Below are 19,410 nucleotides of genomic sequence, written 5' to 3' on the forward strand. Positions count from 1 at the left end.
CGTGAGATTCGCTGCGGGGGGCGCGCCTCCTGCCGGTGAGCTCTACTCCCGCAGGCCGCTAAAGCCGGTATATTGGTCGGTGTTCAATAACAGCCGCTGCTCTACCAGGCCGTGGAGGTCGCCGGGTGAAGCGACGGTCTGGCCGACATCCCGCGTCCAGGGACGCAGGGCGATGGTGCCGCGGTTGCGGGTGTCTTTTGTGAGCAGGCTGGAGATCGGGATCGAGACGAAGATGCCTTTATCGTGATACGGCTCGTCGGGCGAGCCCGGGCTGGTGATGTCGTCGCCGTCGGTGACGGTGTACCAGGCGCCGAGTTCGAAGCCGGAGGCGAAACGGCGCTTCAGCAGGATACGGACGCCGTCGTCCTTGGCCAAAAAACGGCCGCCGGTGGTGCTGATGGTGAGCCCGTGGGAGGGAATGCGGTAGTGCAGTGTGGCCAGGGCGGTTACGGTCGAGTAGTCGCGAAAGCCGGTCCCCTCGAAGTCCCGCTGTTTGAGCCAGTCGACGCTGAGGTCCGCCGCCCAGTTGCCGACTTCGGGAAGGTAGAGGGCCTGGCCGCCGAAACCGCCGTACATCTCCTCGTAGATGCCGGCCGATACGCGGGTGTAGACGCGTTGGGCCGGGTGGGCGTACTGGCTGAGCAGCGCGTGGTTGAGCTTGGCTTCCGCGCCCCGCTTGTATTCGGCCACGTCGGTGCGGACATGCGGCAGTTCGCTGTTGGACTCCTGGGTGACGTCGCTGACGTCCTCGATCAGGGTGACGCGGGCGCCGGCATCGAAAAAGAGTCCGCCCCCGAAGTCGTGGGTGAAGGTGCCGAGGGCGAAGATGTCGTAGTGGAAGGCGCCGCTGGGGTCGTTCAGGTAGGTGCCCAGATTGAAGGGTTTGATCTGCCAGCGGCTCAGGTTGCGCGACTCCTGTTCGAGGACGAGGGTCGCGTCCGCTTCGGAGTAGCCGAATTCGATGTCGTTGGGCGTCTCGTTCGGCTCGATTCGGATGTCTTTGGCGGCGAAGCGCTGACGATCTTCCGGGTCGGCGAACCGCACGCTCATGGTGGGCTCGAGTGCGGAATGGCTGAGTTCACCGGCGAAATAGCTACGCAGCGCGTCGGCGTCGGTAAAGGTATAGGTGAGCAGCGGCTGCTCTCGCTCGGTATAGAGGATCTGCAGCGTGCGCGTGTCGGCGGGCCCGCGCACCAGCAGTACTCTGGCCGCCCGGCCCACGGCACGGCCCACCAGGGTGATGCGGGAGTGGGTGAGCTCCGCCTGCAGGGTTCGGGAGCCGCGGTCGATGCGCACCTTGACCTTCTTGAAGCCGCGCGCCTCCAGAGTACGGACCAGATCCCGGGGATAGACAGGGTCGGCCTGCCACTCCTCGATCGACGCGGTTACCGGTTCACCTGTGAAAGGGGCTGGCTCGTGCATGTTGGGGATGAAGGTGGATCTGCCGAGCGGGATGTCGAAGTGCAGGTTGAAGCCGATCTCGTCGTCCTGCTCGCTGACCTGTGCGCCCAGCCAGCCCCACTGGTACTCCACTCCGTATTGCCAGCCGCCTTTGCGGTCGGCGGCGCCGGAGCGCTCTCCCCGGAAATCGTTTTGGTAATCGTTGGCGTCGTACTCCGCCACCAGGCGCCAGTTGTCTGTGAGGTGGTAGCGGAGGCCGCCGTAGACCCCGTCGATGCGATCCTCCCCATAGCCGATGGTGGCGTCGAGGTCCCCAAGTCGCTTGCTCGCGGCGATGAAGTTGGCCGGGAAGAGCTGCGTACCGAGGTAGTCCTGGGTGCCTACACTGAGTGCAGGAAGGAGATGCGATTCCTTGAGGAGATGGAGCTTGGCGTCAAAGGCCTTGTCTTTGTAGTCGCCGTAATCATCGCCAATGCCGGAAGGGGCACCACTGATTTCGGTATAGCGGGCAGTGACCTCCAGGCGCGGGAAAAGGCTGACACTGGTCCAGAAGGCGGTATAGGGGTCGGAACGGCTGACGCCCATCCGCCACATGCCGTCCTCTTCGATCAAGCCGTCGGGCATGTTGATAAGCCCGGTTTGGCCGGTAGAACTCGGCGCGGCCCAAAGGAGGGGAGAGAGGGCAATCAATGCGGCAGTAGCGAGAAATCGGATCACCGGAACTCCTGCGGAACAAAGGGCGGATCCGTATGGCCGTTAGTCTACCGGAGCCCATAAGAAAAGAAAGACGTAGGGCGCATTCTTGGTGGGACGCCTCCATTTCCGGAAAGCCGATTACCGTGCGGAATGCTCCGTACCCGTGTGGGGGCATGTCCAAATGCGCCGGCTCCAAACATCGCCTAACGGTGCCGTAAGGCGCATTCTCGATGCGCCACCCCCATTTTCACAAAGCCGCCCGGTTATTCGGATGCCCCAACCGGTATGGAGGCAGATCCCAAATGCGCCGGCTCCGTTCGTCTCCGAAATGGTGCATTTGAAGGTGCCCCACAATTGGTTGGTGCACTCTGTGAATTGATCGGCTTTGTGAAAATGGGGGTGGCGCATCGAGAATGCACCCTACAAGCCACCCTATTCACGAAGCCGATTATCCTGCCGAATGCCCCATACTTCGTGTGAAGCACGTCCAAATACGCCGGCTCCGCCCATCACCGAAACGGTGCATTTGAATGCGCCCCTACAATGGTTGGTACGCTCTGTAAATCGATCGGCTCGATTGAAAGGCGGTGGCATATCAGAATGCACCCGACGTGGGTTCCGCGTAGGGCGCATTCTCAACGCGCCACCCCGGCCCCGCAAAGCCGATCAATTTCCGGAATCCACCAACCGATGTGCGGGCACTCCCCAAATGCGCCGCGATTCCAACCGCTTGGAGAAACGGTGCATTTGAAAGCGCCCCTACAATGGTTGGTACGCTCTGTAAATCGATCGGCTCGATTGAAAGGCGGTGGCATATCAGAATGCACCCGACGTGGGTTCCGCGTAGGGCGCATTCTCAACGCGCCACCCCGGCCCCGCAAAGCCGATCAATTTCCGGAATCCACCAACCGATGTGCGGGCACTCCCCAAATGCGCCGCAATTCCAACGGCTTGGAGAAACGGTGCATTTGAATGTGCCCGAACCAATGGTTCGGTGCACTCTGTGAATTGATCGGCTCTGTTAAAAGACGGTGGGATATCAAGAATGCACCCTACGGTTCGCCGGCGATTATTTCGACGTCTGGAGCACCGGCCCAGTCGTTCGGATAAACCCCATCAGCCACCATTTTTGAAAACGTAGAGTACGGCCAATCCGATACGCGCTCCACATATCCGTGCTTCACCGGGTTGAAGTGGATGTAATCCATATGTACACCGTAATCGGTTTCATCCCGAATGCAGTGCTCCCAAAACCGGCGCTGCCAGATGCCTCGTTCGCTACGTGCCAAACGATTCGAAGTGCGGTATTCAGTGGAGGAAAGGTGCCTGGAAAAATAGGATTTGATAGAGCGCCAGCGGGTGGTGAAATCCATGTCCCCGGGCGGCAGTGTCCAGATGCAATGCATGTGATCAGGCAGGATAACCCATGCGTCGATATGAAACGGACGCTTACGTCGGACCACTCTGACAGCGGTGCGCAGCAGCTGGATCCGATCCGTCAGCAAACTGTCTCCATGGCGGACAAGAAGGTTCACCGTAAAGAAATAGCAACCTCCCGGGACGCGATAACGGCGATAGTTTGGCAAGGCTCGCTCCTTGTAGCGTCGGTGTGCATCGTTTTGATATCACATCGCGACATGTATTTGAAGCTTCCTTGCAATGCGGAGCTCCGTTCGGTCCGGAACGGTCCCCGTAAGGCGCATTCTCGATGCGCCACTCTCGTTTCCCCAAAGCCAATAACCTGCCGAATGCTCCATACCCGTGTGGAGGCAAATCCCAAATGCGCCGGCTTCGATAATCTCCGAAACGGTGCATTTGAATGTGTCGCACCAATGGTTGGTGCACTCCGTAAATTGATCGGCTTTTAAAAGATGGTGGCGCATCAAGAATGCACCCTACAAGAGATAACCTCGCGCGCATCGGGTAAATCCCAAATGCGCCGGCTCCGATAATCGCCGGAACGGTGCATTTGAATGTACCCCAACAGTGGTGGATGCACGCTGTAAATTGATCGGCTCGATTAAAAGACGGTGGGATATCAAGAATGCACCCTACAAGCCATATCCCCGAAGCCGGTTGATTTTCGGAGCCCACAACCACCGCATCGGGCACATCCCAAATGCGCCGGCTCCGATAATCTCCGGAACGATGCATTTGAATGTGCCCCAAAAATGGTGGGTGCACGCTGTAAATTGATCGGCTCGATTAAAAGACGGTGGGATATCAAGAATGCACCTTACAAGCCATATCCCCGAAGCCGGCTGATTTTCGTAGCCCACCAATCACCGCTTCGGGCACGTTCCAAATGCGCCGGCTCCGATAATCGCCGGAACGGTGCAACTGAAGAATGCACCCTACGAGGAATGGAGCGATAGCCCGCGTAGGGCGCATTCTTGATATGCCAACCTCATCTTCAAAAAGCCGATTGACTTCCAGAGTACGCCAGTCATCGCATGGGGCACATCCAAATGCGCCGGCTCCGAAAGACGGCCACAGGGATGCAGGAGGCAAAATAACACTTGGAGCAATTATCGATCGTTTGGGGTGAAGGCCATAAAAAGGCCACGGCCTAATTTGATCTCCCTCATCCTGGCCTTCTCCCGGGGGGAGAAGGAAAGGCTTCGTTCGGTGATGAGGCCTTTTGGGAGCGGAGGAGTATCAACGCCGAACGATGCACTTGAAGAATGCACCCTACGTGATGTTGAATTTGGCGGGACTGAACGAGGTGGGGAAGGCCCCTTCTCCCCGGAGGGGGAAGGAGCCTTTTTGGTTAGTTGCCTTGGGCTGCGAATACGTGGGGGGCGTGGCAACTTAGGCATTCACCCGGATTACTCGGATGGCTGCTTTGCGCGAGGGCTGCGGTGTGACAGGTGAGGCAGCGGTCTTTGCCGACGATGTAGCCGGTGGCGCCGATGCCGGGTTGGTACCCGGTGAGGTTGGGCTTCTCCTGCCCTACGGTATCGGCGGTATGGGTACCGTGACAGGCGTTACACTTGACCATGGTGTGGGTCATGTACGACTGGCTGTACTCATCCACCAGTTGGGCGTCGTTCTCGTGACAGCCTCCCGTAAGACAGGAGTAGCTGTACTCCACCGCGAAGCTGGTGTCATACACCTCTTGGGCAGTGGCCAGCGTAGCCACGGTGAACATGAGCACGGCAGCCGCCGCCTGGCTGCTTCTGGAGAAGTGTTTTCTTTTCTGCATCGTTGTCACCTTTATGCCTTGGCCAGTTTGACAGCACAGTGCTTGTAGATGGGCTGGCCGCAATCTTTATCGACGTAGTTCATGGTGAGACGGTTTACGGAAACCAGCCGGCCGTCGTTTTCCGCCACGTCGATGGGGTCGAGGTCGCCGAAATGCATCGGGATAAAGACCGCGCCGTTTCGCACCGTGTCGGTGATCATGGCCTTGACGACAATCTCCCCGCGGCGGGAGGTGACCCGCACCAGGTCGCCGGCTGCTATGTTGAGTGACTGGGCATCTTCGGTACTGATCTCGACGTAATTCTCCGGCACCATTTCGTGCAACTGCGCCACCCGTTTGGTCTTGGTGCGGCTGTGAAAGTGCTCGATGACCCGGCCGGTATTGAGCCAGAACGGATACTGACCGTCCGGTACTTCAGGCGGTGCCTCATAGTCGACTGCCCATAGGTAGGCGCGGGACTTGTTATCCGGATCGATCCAGGGTGCGTCGGGGCTCGTGCCATACTGTGCCCGATCCCAGTTGGTATTGAAGAGGCCATCGGTATAGAGCCGTGCGCCACCGAGCATGTTATCGGGCGTGGAGGGCCAGGAGATACCATTATTGGTCTCCAGCGAGGCGTAGCTCATGCCGCTCATGTCGCAGATCTTTCCGGCCGATGCCTGCTTCCACTCCTCGAATGCCTCTTCGGCCGAGTTGAAGCCAACGAGCGAGTCGCCATTCTGATTGCGGAAGCGGGGATCCAGCGCCGCCATCTTGTCGGCCACCATTTTGATGATCTCCAGATCGGAGTAGGCGCCATAGCTGGGCCGCAGGTCATAACCCGGTGGGTTGACGGCCTTACGGCCGAGATTGACCCGGCGCTCGGCGCAGGTGTAAGTACCGGTCTTCTCGCCCCACTGCGCGGCGGGCAGGAAAAGGTCGGCAAAGTGGGCCGTCTCCATCGGTTCGTAGATATCCTGCACCACCACGAAGGGACGATCGGGGTTGCCGAAGTCGAGATAGGAGTAGAGTGCGTTCAGGTCGGGCAGGGTGACCGCCGGGTTGGTGCAGGCGTTCCAGAAGACCTTTAGCTCTCCCTTGCGCATCATCTCCACCATGGAGTTCTTTTCCGGCTGCAGTTCACTTTTGGAGCTGATCACGGTGGTTCCGTGCGCGGGGATGGTGCCGGGTGCAACGTTCCAGAGGTTCTCCAGTTCGGCGATATGGTCCGGGTTGTAATAGTTGCGGTAAGCGGCCAGCGCAGAGGAGCCGCCGGCCTCGCGGTTGCTCATGGCGGTGGCCTGACCGGTGATGGAAAACGGCGACGAACCGGGGCGGCCTATTTTGCCGGTGATGAGGTGCATGGCGCAGATCTGGCGCACGGTGTCGGTGCCGCCCATGGACTGATAGACGCCCTGGATGAACAGCGACCAGACCTCTTTGGATCGGCCGATCCATTCCGCGGCCAGTGCGATATCCGCAGCCGGTATGCCGGTGATGCCGGAGACGTAGCTGGGCGTGTAGCTCGCCACCTTGGCGGCCAGGGCATCGTAGTTGCGCGTGTTGGCGTTGATGTAGCCGTTGTCGATCCAGTGGTTGGCGATGAGCTGCTGCAGCAGCCCGTTCATCAGCGCCACATTGGTGCCGGGCTTCAGCTGCAGATGGAGGTCGGCACTGCGTGCGGTCGCGGTGCGGCGCGGGTCGACCACGATGAGCTTGGGGGCATTCCCATCACGCTTGCGTGCATTGGCGATACGCCGCCATACCTGGGGGTGCATCTCCACCGGGTTGGTGCCGATCAGGAAGAAACAATCAGTGTTTTCAATGTCGTCGTAGCAGCCCGGCGGTCCGTCGGATCCAAAAGTCGACATGTAGCCGTAGACCGCCGCGGCCATGCACAGGCGGGTGTTGGAGTCCATGGTCGCGGTCTTGAGCGCACCCTTGCCCAACTTGCCCATCGCGTAGTATTCCTCGATGGTCCATTGTCCCGTGTTGTAGATGCCGACCGAATCGGGGCCGGCGGTGTCGATGGCCTCGATGATCTTCTGCGCCATCAGGGAGGTGGCGTTGTCCCAGGTGATCGGTTCCCAGCCGCCGGTGCTGCTGCGCCGCAGCGGGTACTTCCCTCGCTCGGCAACGCGGAGGTCGTTGTCGTCCAGTACCTTGTATTCGTAGAGGCCCTTTACGCAGACGCGGCCGGCGTTGGTGGGATGGGCATCGTTGCCGCGCACAGCCACCGCCTCACCGGCGGCGTTCACGCCGATCTTGAGACCACAGCCTACCGAGCAGTAACCGCAGACGGAATGCACCCACTGCACCACGTTATCGAAGGTGTCGTCGGCGTGGGCCATCTTGCCGGTGAGCAGATTGAGTACGCCGCCACCGATGACTGCCTGTGAGGAAAGCAAGGCACCCCACTTGAGGAAGGTGCGTCGGTCGTGGTTACAAAGTTCGGGTTCCTGCTCGAGTTGCCTCAACTCTTTTCGGCTGAAGACTCTAACAGGGGATGATTTCTGGTTGTTATGAGACATTAGATCCCCCTCTTCGAAAAATTATGTTTTCTGCACCTTCCCTGGGGGCAAATCCTGGAATGTTTTTCCGGCGAGGATGATTGTTGAACGGGGGCGGGGCGACAAGGAAATATGTCAGTGACATTTTTCACTTGATAAACATCAAGTTAACTTAACTCTGCGTGCCTGGAAGCGGACACTCAGAGGGATCGACGTGGGCTGAAATCCGGGCGTTACTGTCCGGCGCTGAGGTCTTCGAGGGCGGAAAAGTCGAGGATGATGAAGCCGGCTTTATCGAGGGAAATAATGTTGCGCATCTCCAGCTCCTTGAGGCTGCGGATCAGTGTGCGTTGGGTGACGCCGATCATGTCGGCGAGCTCACTACGGGTCAGCGACTCGACCAGCACGTCACTGTGAAGGTTACGCTCCCGATGGGTTTCGTGGAGGAACACGATGTAGGAGGCGATTCGTTCCAGCGCGGACTTCTGGCCGAGGCTGGCGATGTGGTTGATGTAGGCGTTGAGGTTGCGGGCCATTGAATGGATCAGGGTATTGCTGATTTCCCTGTGGTGCTCCATCAAACCAAGCAGGTTTTTTTTGTGCAGAACGCAGACCTCAATCGGTGTAATGCTCTCAGCGGTGCTGGTGTAGTGTTCGAGATAGAGATCCTCGCAGGCGATGAGGTCGCCGGGGATCTGCGCCAGTTTATGGATCTGGTGGCGCCCGTTGGGTAGCGATTTGTAAAGCTTGACCTCGCCGCTGATCAGAACAAAGAGCTGTTCAGCCGGCGTATCGGCCCGGTAAAGGGAGGTGCGGCGAGCATATTGCCTAAAGTGCAGCGACGGCTGCAGTGCACGTTTGGACGCGATGCTGAGTCCGGAGAAATAGTCGGATGCATCAAGTATGCACTCGGCACAGCGTTGTTTGATTGGTCGATGCTGGCAGGGTCCTGCAATATTCAGCTGAATCAATTCACTCATGACCTGGCATTGATTTTGGTCACCGGAAAGTCGGCAAACCCATCAATTTTGTTGTCGTATCAGCGGACGCTCCACTCCCCCCCTTGAGAGTGGCACCTCCCGTCGGTCCATCCACATCCCGACGCCGAAAGCGGAAATGGAACGATAACAAGGTGCAGGAACTCAGCTCTTCAAGAATACCCCGTCCGTGACGCAGTCCACGTTTTTTTTCGCCTTGAGCGACCAGCGCAATTTAACCACGGATTCGTGGGGAAATGATATGGGCGAGTCGTTGGTTTGGCGCGGCAGTTAATCGGGCTGAGGCGGACGACTCGTATCGACCAGAAGCACTTCGACCCGGCGGTTGCGGCTTCGGCCCCATTCAGTTTCGTTGGAAGCAATAGGAAGACTGTCTCCGAGCCCTTTGACGCTGATTCGGGTCGCTGCGATCCCCCGCTCTATCAATGCAGCAGATACAGAGCGGGCGCGTTGCTCCGAAAGTTTTACGTTGTCGGCCTGGTGGCCCCGGCTGTCGGTGTGCCCCTCCACCACCACGTCCATAGCGGGGTGGGACTGTAGCGCCCGGGCGAGCCGGTCGAGCTCGATGGCGCTTGTTTTCCGAAGCGCCGCCTCGCCGATATCGAATTGCGTCTCTTTTAGGCGAATGCGGATTCCCCGGGGGGTTTCGGTCGCTTTCAGATAGGCAAGGAGCAGTGGTGGCGGTATCCGGCTTGCATCCGTCGTTTCGGTCTGGCCGGGTTCGTCGACCGTACAGCCGGCCAGCAGCAATGCCAGCATGGCGATCATCATGACATCCTTGTCGATCCGCATGGAACTCCGTCACTCCTCGAGGTTGTTCGCCCAAAATTGGGCCCTCGCCACGGTAACTTGTGGCGGGATCACGTCTCCGTCGTTACTGCATCGATAGTCGATGTGGATAGAAATGCAATTATCCGGTTAGTCGAGCAGTGTCTCCGGAGGCCTCCGAGGTTCGATGTCGATATCGATCTGTTCAGGGCTCAAGTACTCGCGAGAATAGCGGATGTAGACCCTCTCTCGCATGAAGATATCGAAAAGATCGGGATCGATGTGACCCTCCTGGCTCATGGTCCCGAGGATATCGAGGCACTCGGAGAGTTTCTTGCGGGTTCGGTAGGGACGGTCCTGGGCACTAAGCGCTTCGAAGATGTCGGCAATGGCCATGATGCGTGCCTCTACGGACATTTCTTCACCCTTCAGACCTAGCGGATAACCGGTGCCATCGACTCGCTCATGATGTCCGCCGGCATATTCGGGCACGTTGCGCAGCTCTTTGGGGAACTGCAGGCCTTTTAACAGGTAGAGGGTGGCCGTTACGTGAGCGTTGACGGCCTCTTTCTCTTCTTCGGTCAAGGTTCCACGCACGATACAGAGTGTCTCCACCTCCTCAGAGGTAAGGAGAAAGCGGGTTTGGCCGTCGTGGTCCGTCCAGGTCCGTTCGGCAATCCGCCGTATCCGTCCGCGGGCGGACTCGGACATGGACTCGTTCCCTCGATTGCAGGTCCGCAGTAAGGCTTCTTCGGAATCGAGTGTTTCCAGTTCATCACGGTATTGCTCTTCCAGCTTCCCGGCCGGCCTCGAATCGCCTGTGCGCAATCGCTCCAGTTGCCCGCGCAGCAATTTCAGTTCGAGGTCCCGCCGCAGGATCTCGAAACGAGCATCGATGGTTTCCATGCGGTCACAGACCGTCTCCAGTTTCCTGCTTTTGTTGAGCAGGTGTTCCGGAGTGGTGATCTTTCCACAGTCGTGCAGCCAGGCGGCGACCTCGAGGGCGTAGCGGTTTTTATCGGTCAGACGAAAATCGGCAAAGGGTCCCTTACGGGCATGGTGAACCGCATCGGCAAACATCATGGTGATGACAGGTACCCGTCGGCAGTGCCCGGCGGTATGCGGTGATTTGGCATCGATCCCGACAGCGATGAGCTGGATCAGGGAGTCAAAAAGCGTTCGCAATTCGCCAATCAGCCGGCGGTTGGTCAACGCCATGGCAGCCTGTGATGCGAAGGTTTGGGCAAGGCGTTCGGCATCAGCACTGAAGGGAACGACCCGGCCGGTACGAGGCTCGATGGCATTCAGCAACTGCAGTACACCGATCACCTCCTCTTCGTGATTGGTCATGGGAACGACCAGAAACGATTGGGAGCGATAGCCGGTTCGGGCGTCGAATTCCCGGGTTCCCAGAAAATCGAAACCCTCGGCCATATAGGCATCCCGTATGTTGACGGTACGGTTCGCCAGTACGGCGTGGCTGACCACGTGCTGATGATTGGGCTGACCGTTTGCATGAGTCAGGGGAATGGCCGGGAAAGGCACCGTACGTCCTGTGGTTCCACCCATGGCGTAGTCGAGGGAATCACTTCGGACGATCTCCATGTAAAGGACTTTATCCCGCACCACGTACAACGTCCCGCCGTCGGCCCCGGTCAGGGCCTTGGCGCCGAGCACAATCATCTCGAGAAGGCGTGCCGTATCCCTTTCTGAAGAGAGTGCAATTCCGACTTCCGTCAGGTGTTCGACCGGACAGGGCCGCCCGTGAGCAAGTTCATCATCCGACCGCGACATCACTGAACCGGGGAAAAGAAAGGAATTTACATCCTATTCGTCCGTGGCTTGTCGAGGAATTGGCAATCAATCGAGATGTGAAGTGATGCTCATTTTGTGAATTCAAAGACCCGTACAGCAAAACCCGACCCCGAGGGGTCGGTTCGCCGGCTGCCGAAGATCAGGATTCGCGGTACTCCGGGAATACAATCTCTACGCGCCGATTCAGCTGGCGACCGCCCGAGGTCCGGTTGCTGGCAATGGGGCGAGTTTCGCCGTAGCCGCGTGTCGTGATCCGGCCCACGTCAACGCCCCTGCGCTCCAGGGCATCCCGTACCGCTTCAGCACGACGCTCGGATAGACGTTGGTTGTACTCCTCCGGCCCCCGACTATCGGTATGCCCCTCGACGATGACGCGCTGACCGGGGTGTTTGCGCATGAACTCCGCCAATTGCTCCATCTTCGATGCGGCTCCCGGATTGAGGCTAGCCTGGTCGGTATCGAAGAAGACGTCGTTCAAAGTCACCAGCAGACCCCTCGCGGTCTGTTCGGCCTTCAGGGCCGCCAGCTCGGATTTTGCCGCCTCCAGTTCCCGTTCACGGGCCCGTAGCCTCAGTTCATCGGTCTGCTTGGCCATCGCCTGAATATTGCGCTCCAGCTGTTTACGCCTGGCGGTGGTTTCGGCGATGTTCATGTGCTGTTCGGCGAGGTAGAGCTGGTGATCGCGGGACGCCCCGTCTTCGACCTGGGCTGCGCGTGCCAGTGCCTGCTGGGCATCGAACAGGGCGTCCGGCGCCGTGGACTGGACCTGCCGGTTGCTGGAGAGCTGGCTATGACGTTCAAGCGCATCCTGCAGGGCTGAATCCTCTGTAGGACTGGTGGCACAAGCGACCAACAGGAGTGCCAGAGGAGCGATTAGCAAGCTTCGGCTGATAGGTTTCATTGCGTTTCCCCGCCATTGCCATTGGAAAGACCGGTCTCCTGCCGCAGGCCCTCCACCGTCTCCTGCAGTTGTTCATGAGTGTTTTTAGTGTCGGCCAGGCGTGCCCGGGCCTCGGCGAGCCGGGCATCAACCGCAGATTGTTCGGCAAGACGAAGGGCGTTCAGGCGCTCGGTTGCGGAGTCGGATCGGGCCAATTCCCTGGCCTGGTTCAGCTTTCGCTGGGCCTTGGTGAATTCGAACGCAGCCAATTGGCTGGCCTGCGCCTGTTGAGCCTGGTTGAGGGCTTGTTCGGCATCGCCGATCGCATTGGTAGGGGGTGGAATCGGAGTGGACGCGCAGGCAGTCAATAACAGACCCGCAGCGACCGCAGTGGCGGTGCGTGCCATTTTCCCTGACATGAGCCGTTCCTCCAGGCTGAAGTTTGGTTTTTTCTTACCTTATGAAACAGGGATTAGCTCAAAGCCCCGAAATTGCAATGCCTGCAGTGCAGAGAGGAGTGCAAATGCACCCCGGGATGTAGGGCGCATTCTGAGGGGCCACTTCCTTTCATAAAGCTGACGAATTTTCAGAGCCCACCAATCATCGCCGGGGGCACACCCAAATGCGCCGGCTCCGACCATCACCGAAACGGTGCATTTGAAGAATGCACCCTACGGGGTGGTCGGTCATTGATGGGGCATTTTGGAATGTCGGAGGAGCATCAACCGCCCAATGGTGCATTTGGAGAATGCACCGCAAAACCGGCTGGCACATTCATCATGCGCCGGCGCGGCTTTGGGCGGGATCAGCGGATGACGCGGTCTATGGTGAGGGTGACCGGTTTGTCGGGGGCGGTGGTTACGACGCCTTCGATATCACCGGGGTTGGCGCTGACGGAGCCGCTTTTGCTGATGCGGGCGACGATCTCGAGTTGCGGGAAACTGCCCAGGGGCCGGTTGGCCATGGAGGCATCGTCGTTCAGGGTGATGCTCAACGGAAGCTCGCCGGCTTTGCGTCGTTCCGCTGCCACCGGCATGCGAGAACCGGGTTCACGGGCAAAGACGAACACAACGTCATCCGGCTCAATGCGATCGGCGAGTTCGGGGACAATGGCGACTTCAATCTGCAGCTCTGTCGTTGAGGCTGGAGCGGGTTCGCCGGCGCTGGCCGAGGGTTTGCCCTCGATGCGCGCACGGGCTTCGGCGATTGCGGAGTCCACTGTGCTACCCAGTTCACCCTGTTCGCCCAGCTGCGCCTTGACCTCCTGCCAGCGCTCGATGGCCTTCGGAAAGTCCCCCTGCTCGAAGGCATACATGCCGCTCAGCCACAGTGCCTCGGGATGGGAAGCGTCACGACCCAGCACGCGCCTTACCAGTTGGATGGGTTCACCGGACATCCGGTTTCCGGCGGCGAGCGCCAGCGCCTGGGCGCGGCCCAGTAGCAGCGAATTCTCTTCGCCGACCGCCTGGATGGCTTGCCTATAGGTGTCGGCGGCCTCCTCGTACCGGCCCATGGCGTTCAGCGTCCGGCCCAGCATCTCCCAGGAATCGAGATTGTCCGGGTTTTCCTTCAGGTGCTGCCGAAGTTCTGTAACGGCCCGTTCGAGATCCATCGCGCCGGACCGGGCCTGCTGCGCTGTCGGGGGCTTGGCACCGATCAGGTCGGTCGAACCCAGCGGCAGGTAAAAGGCAAGCGCGGTCACCGGTACCAGCAGCGCCACTACCCAGGGCAGCCAGCTGCCACCGGTCGTGTCCCGCTGTGCGGTTTCGGATTCGGGGTCGACGTTGACGAGCAGGTCGCGCTGCAGTTCGCTGAGGGCCTGTTCGAATTCGGCATCCGACAGAGTGCCATCATCGCGCTCCAGCTCCAGCTCTGATGAACGATCCTTGTAAAGAGCCACATTGAGGTCATCACGTTGGGCTCCGCGGGTCCGGGATTTTGCAAACAGGGGCCAGAGAACGATGGCGAGCGCCACCGCCAGCATCAGTACCACCAGCACGGCAAACAGCATCATCGTTGGCCTCCTTTTTTGCTATCTGCTCCCACGAGATGCTCCAGGCGCTGCCTCTCGTCGCTGCTCAGCTCATCACTGTCGGCAACGCTGACAGCCATGCGCCGGCGAATAAAGACGACCAGCGAGATACTGCCGATGAGAAGTAGAAGTGCCGGGCCGAACCACAGGAGATAGGTAGCCGGCTCCATTGGTGGCCGATAGAGCACGAAGTCGCCGTAGCGAGCCACCATGTAGTTGGTGATTTGGTCGTCGCTCTGCCCCTCCTGGACCATTTCATAGACCTTGCGCCGTAGGTCGACTGCCAGCTCGGCATTGGAGTCGGCCAGGTTCTGATTCTGGCAGACCGTGCACCGCAGCTCCTCGGTCAATTGCCGGTAACGGTTTTCCTGTTCAGGGTCCTCAAAGGGGCGCGCATCGATCGCGGCTCCCGCCAGGGGCAGCCAAACGAGCAGTGCGAGTGCCGTCAGCCACTGTTTCATGAACTTTCCGCCTTCAGTCGATCGATTACCGGCTTCATTTTCTTTTCCCACGACTCGGGGCCCAGCGGCCCAACGTGTTTGTAGCGAACCATCCCGTTGCCGTCGATGACAAAGGTCTCGGGTACGCCGTAAACACCCCAATCGATACCCACATCACCCCGGAGGTCGAAACCACTGGTGACATAGGGATCGCCGTGACGATTCAACCACTGGATGGCATCGGCACGCTCATCCTTGTAATTGAGGCCGTAGATGGGCACCTCGCCGCGACGGGCCAGGTCCATCAAAAAGGGGTGCTCCTGGCGACAGGCCACGCACCAGCTCGCCCAGACATTGAACAGACTGACCTGGTGTTGTGCGAACACCGCGCTGGACACCGATCCGTCACTGGTGACCGCAGGCAGGTCGAATGCCGGCGCAGCCTGATTGATCAGCGGTGAAGGGATATCACGCGGGTTGTAGTCGCCCTGCCCAATCTGCATCAGGGCAAAATAGAACAGCCCCACCATGGCGCCGAAGATCATCAGCGGCGCCAAAAAGCGCGTCTTCATGCGTTTTCTCCCCGCTCCGAGATTCCATGCCGCCCCAGCCGGTAGCGCCGATCCGACGCAGCCAGCAGACCGCCCAGCGCCATCAGCAACCCACCTAGCCAGATCCAGCGAACGAATGGCTTGTGGTAGATCCGCAGCGCCCAGGCGCCGCTATCGTCCAGTTGCTCACCCATCGCCACATAGAGATCACGGGTCAGACCGGCATCGATGCCCGCTTCGGTCATCGGCATCCCCTGGACGTTATAGACACGTTTTTCAGTCTCCATCAGGGCCACCTGGCGGTCACCATCAGTCACCCGAACCACGCCGGTATTGGCCACGTAGTTCGGACCCCTGCGCTGGTCGACGCCTTCGAAGTTGAAGGCCAGGCCTGCTACCTCGACGCTGTCTCCCGGGGCCATACGCAAATCCCGCTCCTCCCCGAAGTAGGTGGAGAAGGTGACGCCGAGCACCGCGGCGGCCACCCCGAGGTGAGCCAGGTTCATCCCCCAGAAACTGAGTGTCAGCTTTCGCAGGCCCGCAACGGTCGATTCGGCATTACGCGTGCGGTGGTGAACATCAAGAAGCACAGTCAACAGCACCCAGAACGACAGCGCCGCTCCCACTGCCGCCATGGCCGGCACTTCGCCGTAAAGCCACCAGGGAAGCAGCGCCCCCAGTATGGCCGACACGATCAGCACCACCGAAAGGACCGGCAGCAGCCGGTTGACCCGGTCCCGCTTCCAGCGGGTCAGCGGGCCGATGCCCATGGCGAAGATTAGCGGGATCATCAGCGGCACGAATACCGCGTTGAAGTACGGCGGTCCCACCGAAATCTTGCCGACTCCCAGGGAATCCAGGACCAGCGGATAGAGCGTCCCCAGCAGAATGGTTCCCGCGGCTACCGCCAGCAACACATTGTTGCCCAGCAGCAGCGTCTCGCGGGAGAAGAGGGAAAAACGACCGGTACTTTTCACCGCCGGCGCACGCAGGGCGTAGATGAGCAGGGAACCGCCCACCACCGCTCCGAGCAGCATGAGGATGAAGACCCCGCGGGCCGGGTCGTTGGCAAAGGCGTGCACCGACGTCAGCACCCCGGAACGCACCAGGAAAGTCCCCAACAGGCTCAGGGCGAAGGCGAAGATCGCCAGCAGGACGGTCCAGCTTTTGAAGGCGCCCCGCTTCTCCGACACGGCCAGCGAATGCATCAGCGCGATGCCCACCAGCCAGGGAATGAATGAGGCATTCTCAACCGGATCCCAGAACCACCAGCCACCCCAGCCGAGCTCGTAATAGGCCCACCAGCTGCCGAGGGCGATGCCCAGAGTCAGAAAGGCCCACGCGATCGTGGTCCAGGGCCGCGACCAGCGGGCCCAGGCCGCGTCCAGCCTGCCGCCGAGCAGTGCCGCGACGGCGAACGCAAAAGCGACGGAGAAACCCACATAGCCCATGTAAAGCATAGGCGGATGGATCACCAGCCCCGGGTCCTGCAGCAGCGGATTGAGGTCACGGCCATCCATCGGAGCCGGCCAGATGCGATCGAACGGATTGGAGGTCAGGAGCATGAACAGCAGGAAGCCGCTGCTCACCAACCCCATCACTCCTATGACGCGCGCGACCATCGCGACGGGCAGCCGGCGGCTGAACAGCCCGACCGCCACCGTCCACAGACCCATCATCGCCACCCACAGCAGCAGCGAACCTTCATGCCCGCCCCACACTGCCGAAATACGATAGATCAGCGGCAACTGGGAATTGGAGTTCTGAGCGGCATAGGTGACGGAGAAATCATTCGTGACAAAGGCGTAGGTCAGGCCGGCGTAGGCAAGAGCGAGAAAAAAGAATTGGCCCCACGCCGCCGGGCGCGCCACCGCCATCCAGTGAGTGCGGCCGGTGGCGGCTCCGGCCAGAGGTACAACGCCTTGTACCATGGCGAGCACAAGGGCGAGAATCAGTGCAAAATGTCCCAGCTCCGGAACCATAATCAGCGCTCCGTCTTCTGGTCGGTAACCCCGAGGCTACGTGCGGTTTCCAAGGCGTGTTCCACTTCCGGGGGCATGTAGTTTTCATCGTGCTTGGCAAGTACTTCGTCCGCCATGAAGCGTCCGTCATCACCGATACGTCCCTGGGCAACAATGCCCTGCCCTTCACGGAACAGATCAGGAAGGATACCGCGATGATAAATAATCATGGACTCCGCACCGTCGGTCACGCCGAACTGGACTACCAGGCTGTCCGGGTCCCGGGATACGCTACCCTCTTCTACCAGCCCACCCAGCCGGAAGGTGTGGTCGCGGGGTGCTTCGCCGGCCACTACCTGGGAGGGGCTGTAGAAGAGATTGATATTCTCACTGAGGGCAACCAGCGCCAGTGCTGCAGCGATGCCGACACCGACCACAATAACACCCGCAAGGATCAGCCGGTTTTTCCGAATGGGGTTCATACCTTTCTCCGCTGATTCTGCCGCCGAATACGCTCCAGCAAACGCTGTTCACAGCGCAACGGCACCCAAACATTCCACACCACGATTACGAAGGCAAGTGCGAACGACGACCACACGTAGAACGCATATCCCCCCATGGAAAACATGTTAGACATCAGCTTTTTCCCGCGAGTTCCCGAACCCAGCCACTGCGTTGTTCCCGATCGAGGATTTCGCAGCGGACCCGACGCAATACCACCGCCGCGTACAGGGCGGTGAAGGAGATCGCCATCATCAACAGTGGCACCAGCATGCTCCAGTGAATGGAGGGCCTGTCCAGCTTGGTAACGGTGGCGCCCTGGTGCAGCGTATTCCACCATTCGACCGAGTAATGAATGATAGGGATGTTCACCACCCCCACCAGCGCCAGCACCGCCGTGGCACGAGCCGCAGTATCGCGATCCTCGATGGCGTTCTGGAGCGCGATGTATCCCAGATAGAGGAACAGCAGGATCAGCTCGGAGGTGAGACGCGCATCCCAGATCCACCAGGTGCCCCACATGGGCTTGCCCCAGAGAGAGCCGGTGACCAAGGCCAGGAAGGTGAACCAGGCCCCGATGGGCGCGCTGGCATGGGCCACCGCCGAGGCGACCTTGATACGCCAGACCATCCCCACCGTGGCCGCCGCCGCCATGTTGACGTAGACGAACATCGACAGCCAGGCGGCCGGTACGTGCACGTACATGATGCGCACGCTCTCCCCCTGCTGGTAGTCGGGGGGTGAGTTGAATAGCGCCAGATAAAGACCCGGCAGGCCGAACAGCAACGCGGCTATGCCGAACCAGCGCGAGGCGCTGCCCGCAAAGTGGTAAAAACGCTTCGGCGATGCAAGCCGATGTATCCAGTTCCACATAGTCAGATGTCGTTCAGCTTATGGTTTATGAGCCACTGAAGAGGCAGAGAGTTCATTGGATTGAGACCCTCTGTATTCAGTGGTTGCCAGAACCTCAATTCAAATGCCGCAGTATCCGGTACCGCCTTTGGCGCCGGCAATGGTGCTACGTAGGGCGCATTCTGACAGGCCACCCCATTCCCGCAAAGCCGATGACCTCGCGGAAAACTCCCCACCCCGTGTGGGGCACATCCCAAATGCGCCGACTCCGACCACCACCGAACGGTGCATTTGAATGTGCCCCAACCATGGTGGGTGCAATCTGTAAATTGATCGGCACTATCAAAAGACCGAGGCCTATCAAGAATGCACCCTACAGCCACCCCGTTCCCACAAAGCAATGACCTTGCGGAATGCTTCGTACCCCGTGTAGGCACTTCCCGAATGCGCCGACTCCGATCATCTGCGAACCGGTTTGACGTAGGGCGCATTCTCGATACGCCACCCCCATTTCCACAAAGCCGCCGGGTTATCCGATGCACCAACCGGTGTGGAGGCACCTCCCAAATGCGCCGGCTCCGATCATCGGCGAACCAGTTTGACGTAGGGCGCATTCTCGATACGCCACCCCCATTTCCACAAAGCCGCCGGGTTATCCGATGCACCAACCGGTGTGGAGGCACTTCCCAAATGCGCCGGCTCCGATAGTGGCCGAAACGGTGCATTTGAATGTGCCCCAACCATGGTGGGCGCAATCTGTAAATTGATCGGCGCTATCAAAAGACCGAGGCCTATCAAGAATGCACCCTACAGCCACCCCA

16 protein-coding genes are annotated in these 19,410 nt (G+C 59.7%); all 16 read right to left on the reverse strand.

Annotation, left to right across the window (positions count from 1 at the left end; all coding sequences use genetic code 11):
* Positions 1–42: 42 nt before the first annotated feature.
* The 16 genes from Q7L05_RS10095 to Q7L05_RS10170 all read right to left on the reverse strand — a co-directional run bounded on the left by Q7L05_RS10095 (position 43) and on the right by Q7L05_RS10170 (position 18,610).
* Entirely contained in the window at positions 43–2,118 is a 2,076-nt protein-coding gene (locus tag Q7L05_RS10095; protein WP_303905672.1) for a YjbH domain-containing protein, read from the reverse strand.
* Between the two features lie 1,031 nt (positions 2,119–3,149).
* On the reverse strand, positions 3,150–3,683 hold the full coding sequence (locus tag Q7L05_RS10100; RefSeq protein ID WP_303905675.1) for an REP-associated tyrosine transposase: 534 nt from the start codon (positions 3,681–3,683) through the stop codon (positions 3,150–3,152).
* A 1,184-nt stretch (positions 3,684–4,867) separates the two neighbouring features.
* The gene (locus tag Q7L05_RS10105) at positions 4,868–5,302 is read right to left on the reverse strand and encodes a hypothetical protein (protein WP_303905677.1); all 435 of its coding nucleotides are present in this window, start codon (positions 5,300–5,302) and stop codon (positions 4,868–4,870) included.
* 11 nt (positions 5,303–5,313) lie between these two features.
* Entirely contained in the window at positions 5,314–7,812 is a 2,499-nt protein-coding gene (locus Q7L05_RS10110; protein ID WP_303905680.1) for a molybdopterin oxidoreductase family protein, read from the reverse strand.
* A gap of 212 nt (positions 7,813–8,024) precedes the next feature.
* Positions 8,025–8,771, reverse strand: coding sequence for a Crp/Fnr family transcriptional regulator (locus Q7L05_RS10115; protein WP_303905683.1), 747 nt, complete (start codon positions 8,769–8,771; stop codon positions 8,025–8,027).
* A gap of 288 nt (positions 8,772–9,059) precedes the next feature.
* Positions 9,060–9,581 (reverse strand): OmpA family protein, encoded by a 522-nt coding sequence (locus tag Q7L05_RS10120; RefSeq protein WP_303905686.1) that lies wholly within the window; start codon positions 9,579–9,581, stop codon positions 9,060–9,062.
* A 126-nt stretch (positions 9,582–9,707) separates the two neighbouring features.
* Positions 9,708–11,351, reverse strand: a complete 1,644-nt coding sequence (locus tag Q7L05_RS10125; protein WP_303905689.1) for an HD family phosphohydrolase — start codon at positions 11,349–11,351, stop codon at positions 9,708–9,710.
* A 160-nt stretch (positions 11,352–11,511) separates the two neighbouring features.
* Positions 11,512–12,273, reverse strand: a complete 762-nt coding sequence (locus Q7L05_RS10130) for an OmpA family protein (protein WP_303905692.1) — start codon at positions 12,271–12,273, stop codon at positions 11,512–11,514.
* Entirely contained in the window at positions 12,270–12,671 is a 402-nt protein-coding gene (locus Q7L05_RS10135; protein ID WP_303905695.1) for a DUF4398 domain-containing protein, read from the reverse strand. Before Q7L05_RS10135 ends, Q7L05_RS10130 begins: the two co-directional genes overlap by 4 nt.
* A 386-nt stretch (positions 12,672–13,057) precedes the next feature.
* Positions 13,058–14,266 carry a c-type cytochrome biogenesis protein CcmI gene (gene ccmI, locus Q7L05_RS10140; protein ID WP_303905697.1) on the reverse strand — a complete coding sequence of 403 codons (1,209 nt, stop codon included), beginning with the start codon at positions 14,264–14,266 and terminating at the stop codon, positions 13,058–13,060.
* Positions 14,263–14,745: a cytochrome c-type biogenesis protein gene (locus Q7L05_RS10145; protein ID WP_303905700.1), complete on the reverse strand. Its 483-nt coding sequence runs from the start codon at positions 14,743–14,745 to the stop codon at positions 14,263–14,265. The genes ccmI and Q7L05_RS10145 overlap by 4 nt, the downstream gene beginning before the upstream one ends.
* Positions 14,742–15,296 carry a DsbE family thiol:disulfide interchange protein gene (locus Q7L05_RS10150; protein ID WP_303905703.1) on the reverse strand — a complete coding sequence of 185 codons (555 nt, stop codon included), beginning with the start codon at positions 15,294–15,296 and terminating at the stop codon, positions 14,742–14,744. Before Q7L05_RS10150 ends, Q7L05_RS10145 begins: the two co-directional genes overlap by 4 nt.
* On the reverse strand, positions 15,293–17,257 hold the full coding sequence (locus tag Q7L05_RS10155; protein WP_303905706.1) for a heme lyase CcmF/NrfE family subunit: 1,965 nt from the start codon (positions 17,255–17,257) through the stop codon (positions 15,293–15,295). The genes Q7L05_RS10150 and Q7L05_RS10155 overlap by 4 nt, the downstream gene beginning before the upstream one ends.
* Before the next feature lie 2 nt (positions 17,258–17,259).
* Positions 17,260–17,718, reverse strand: coding sequence for a cytochrome c maturation protein CcmE (gene ccmE, locus Q7L05_RS10160; protein WP_303905710.1), 459 nt, complete (start codon positions 17,716–17,718; stop codon positions 17,260–17,262).
* On the reverse strand, positions 17,715–17,873 hold the full coding sequence (ccmD, locus tag Q7L05_RS10165; protein WP_303905713.1) for a heme exporter protein CcmD: 159 nt from the start codon (positions 17,871–17,873) through the stop codon (positions 17,715–17,717). Before ccmD ends, ccmE begins: the two co-directional genes overlap by 4 nt.
* Positions 17,873–18,610 carry a heme ABC transporter permease gene (locus Q7L05_RS10170; RefSeq protein WP_303905716.1) on the reverse strand — a complete coding sequence of 246 codons (738 nt, stop codon included), beginning with the start codon at positions 18,608–18,610 and terminating at the stop codon, positions 17,873–17,875. Before Q7L05_RS10170 ends, ccmD begins: the two co-directional genes overlap by 1 nt.
* Positions 18,611–19,410: the final 800 nt, after the last annotated feature.

This window comes from Thiohalomonas denitrificans (assembly GCF_016841685.1).
GTDB classification, from domain to species: Bacteria; Pseudomonadota; Gammaproteobacteria; order Thiohalomonadales; family Thiohalomonadaceae; genus Thiohalomonas; species Thiohalomonas denitrificans_A.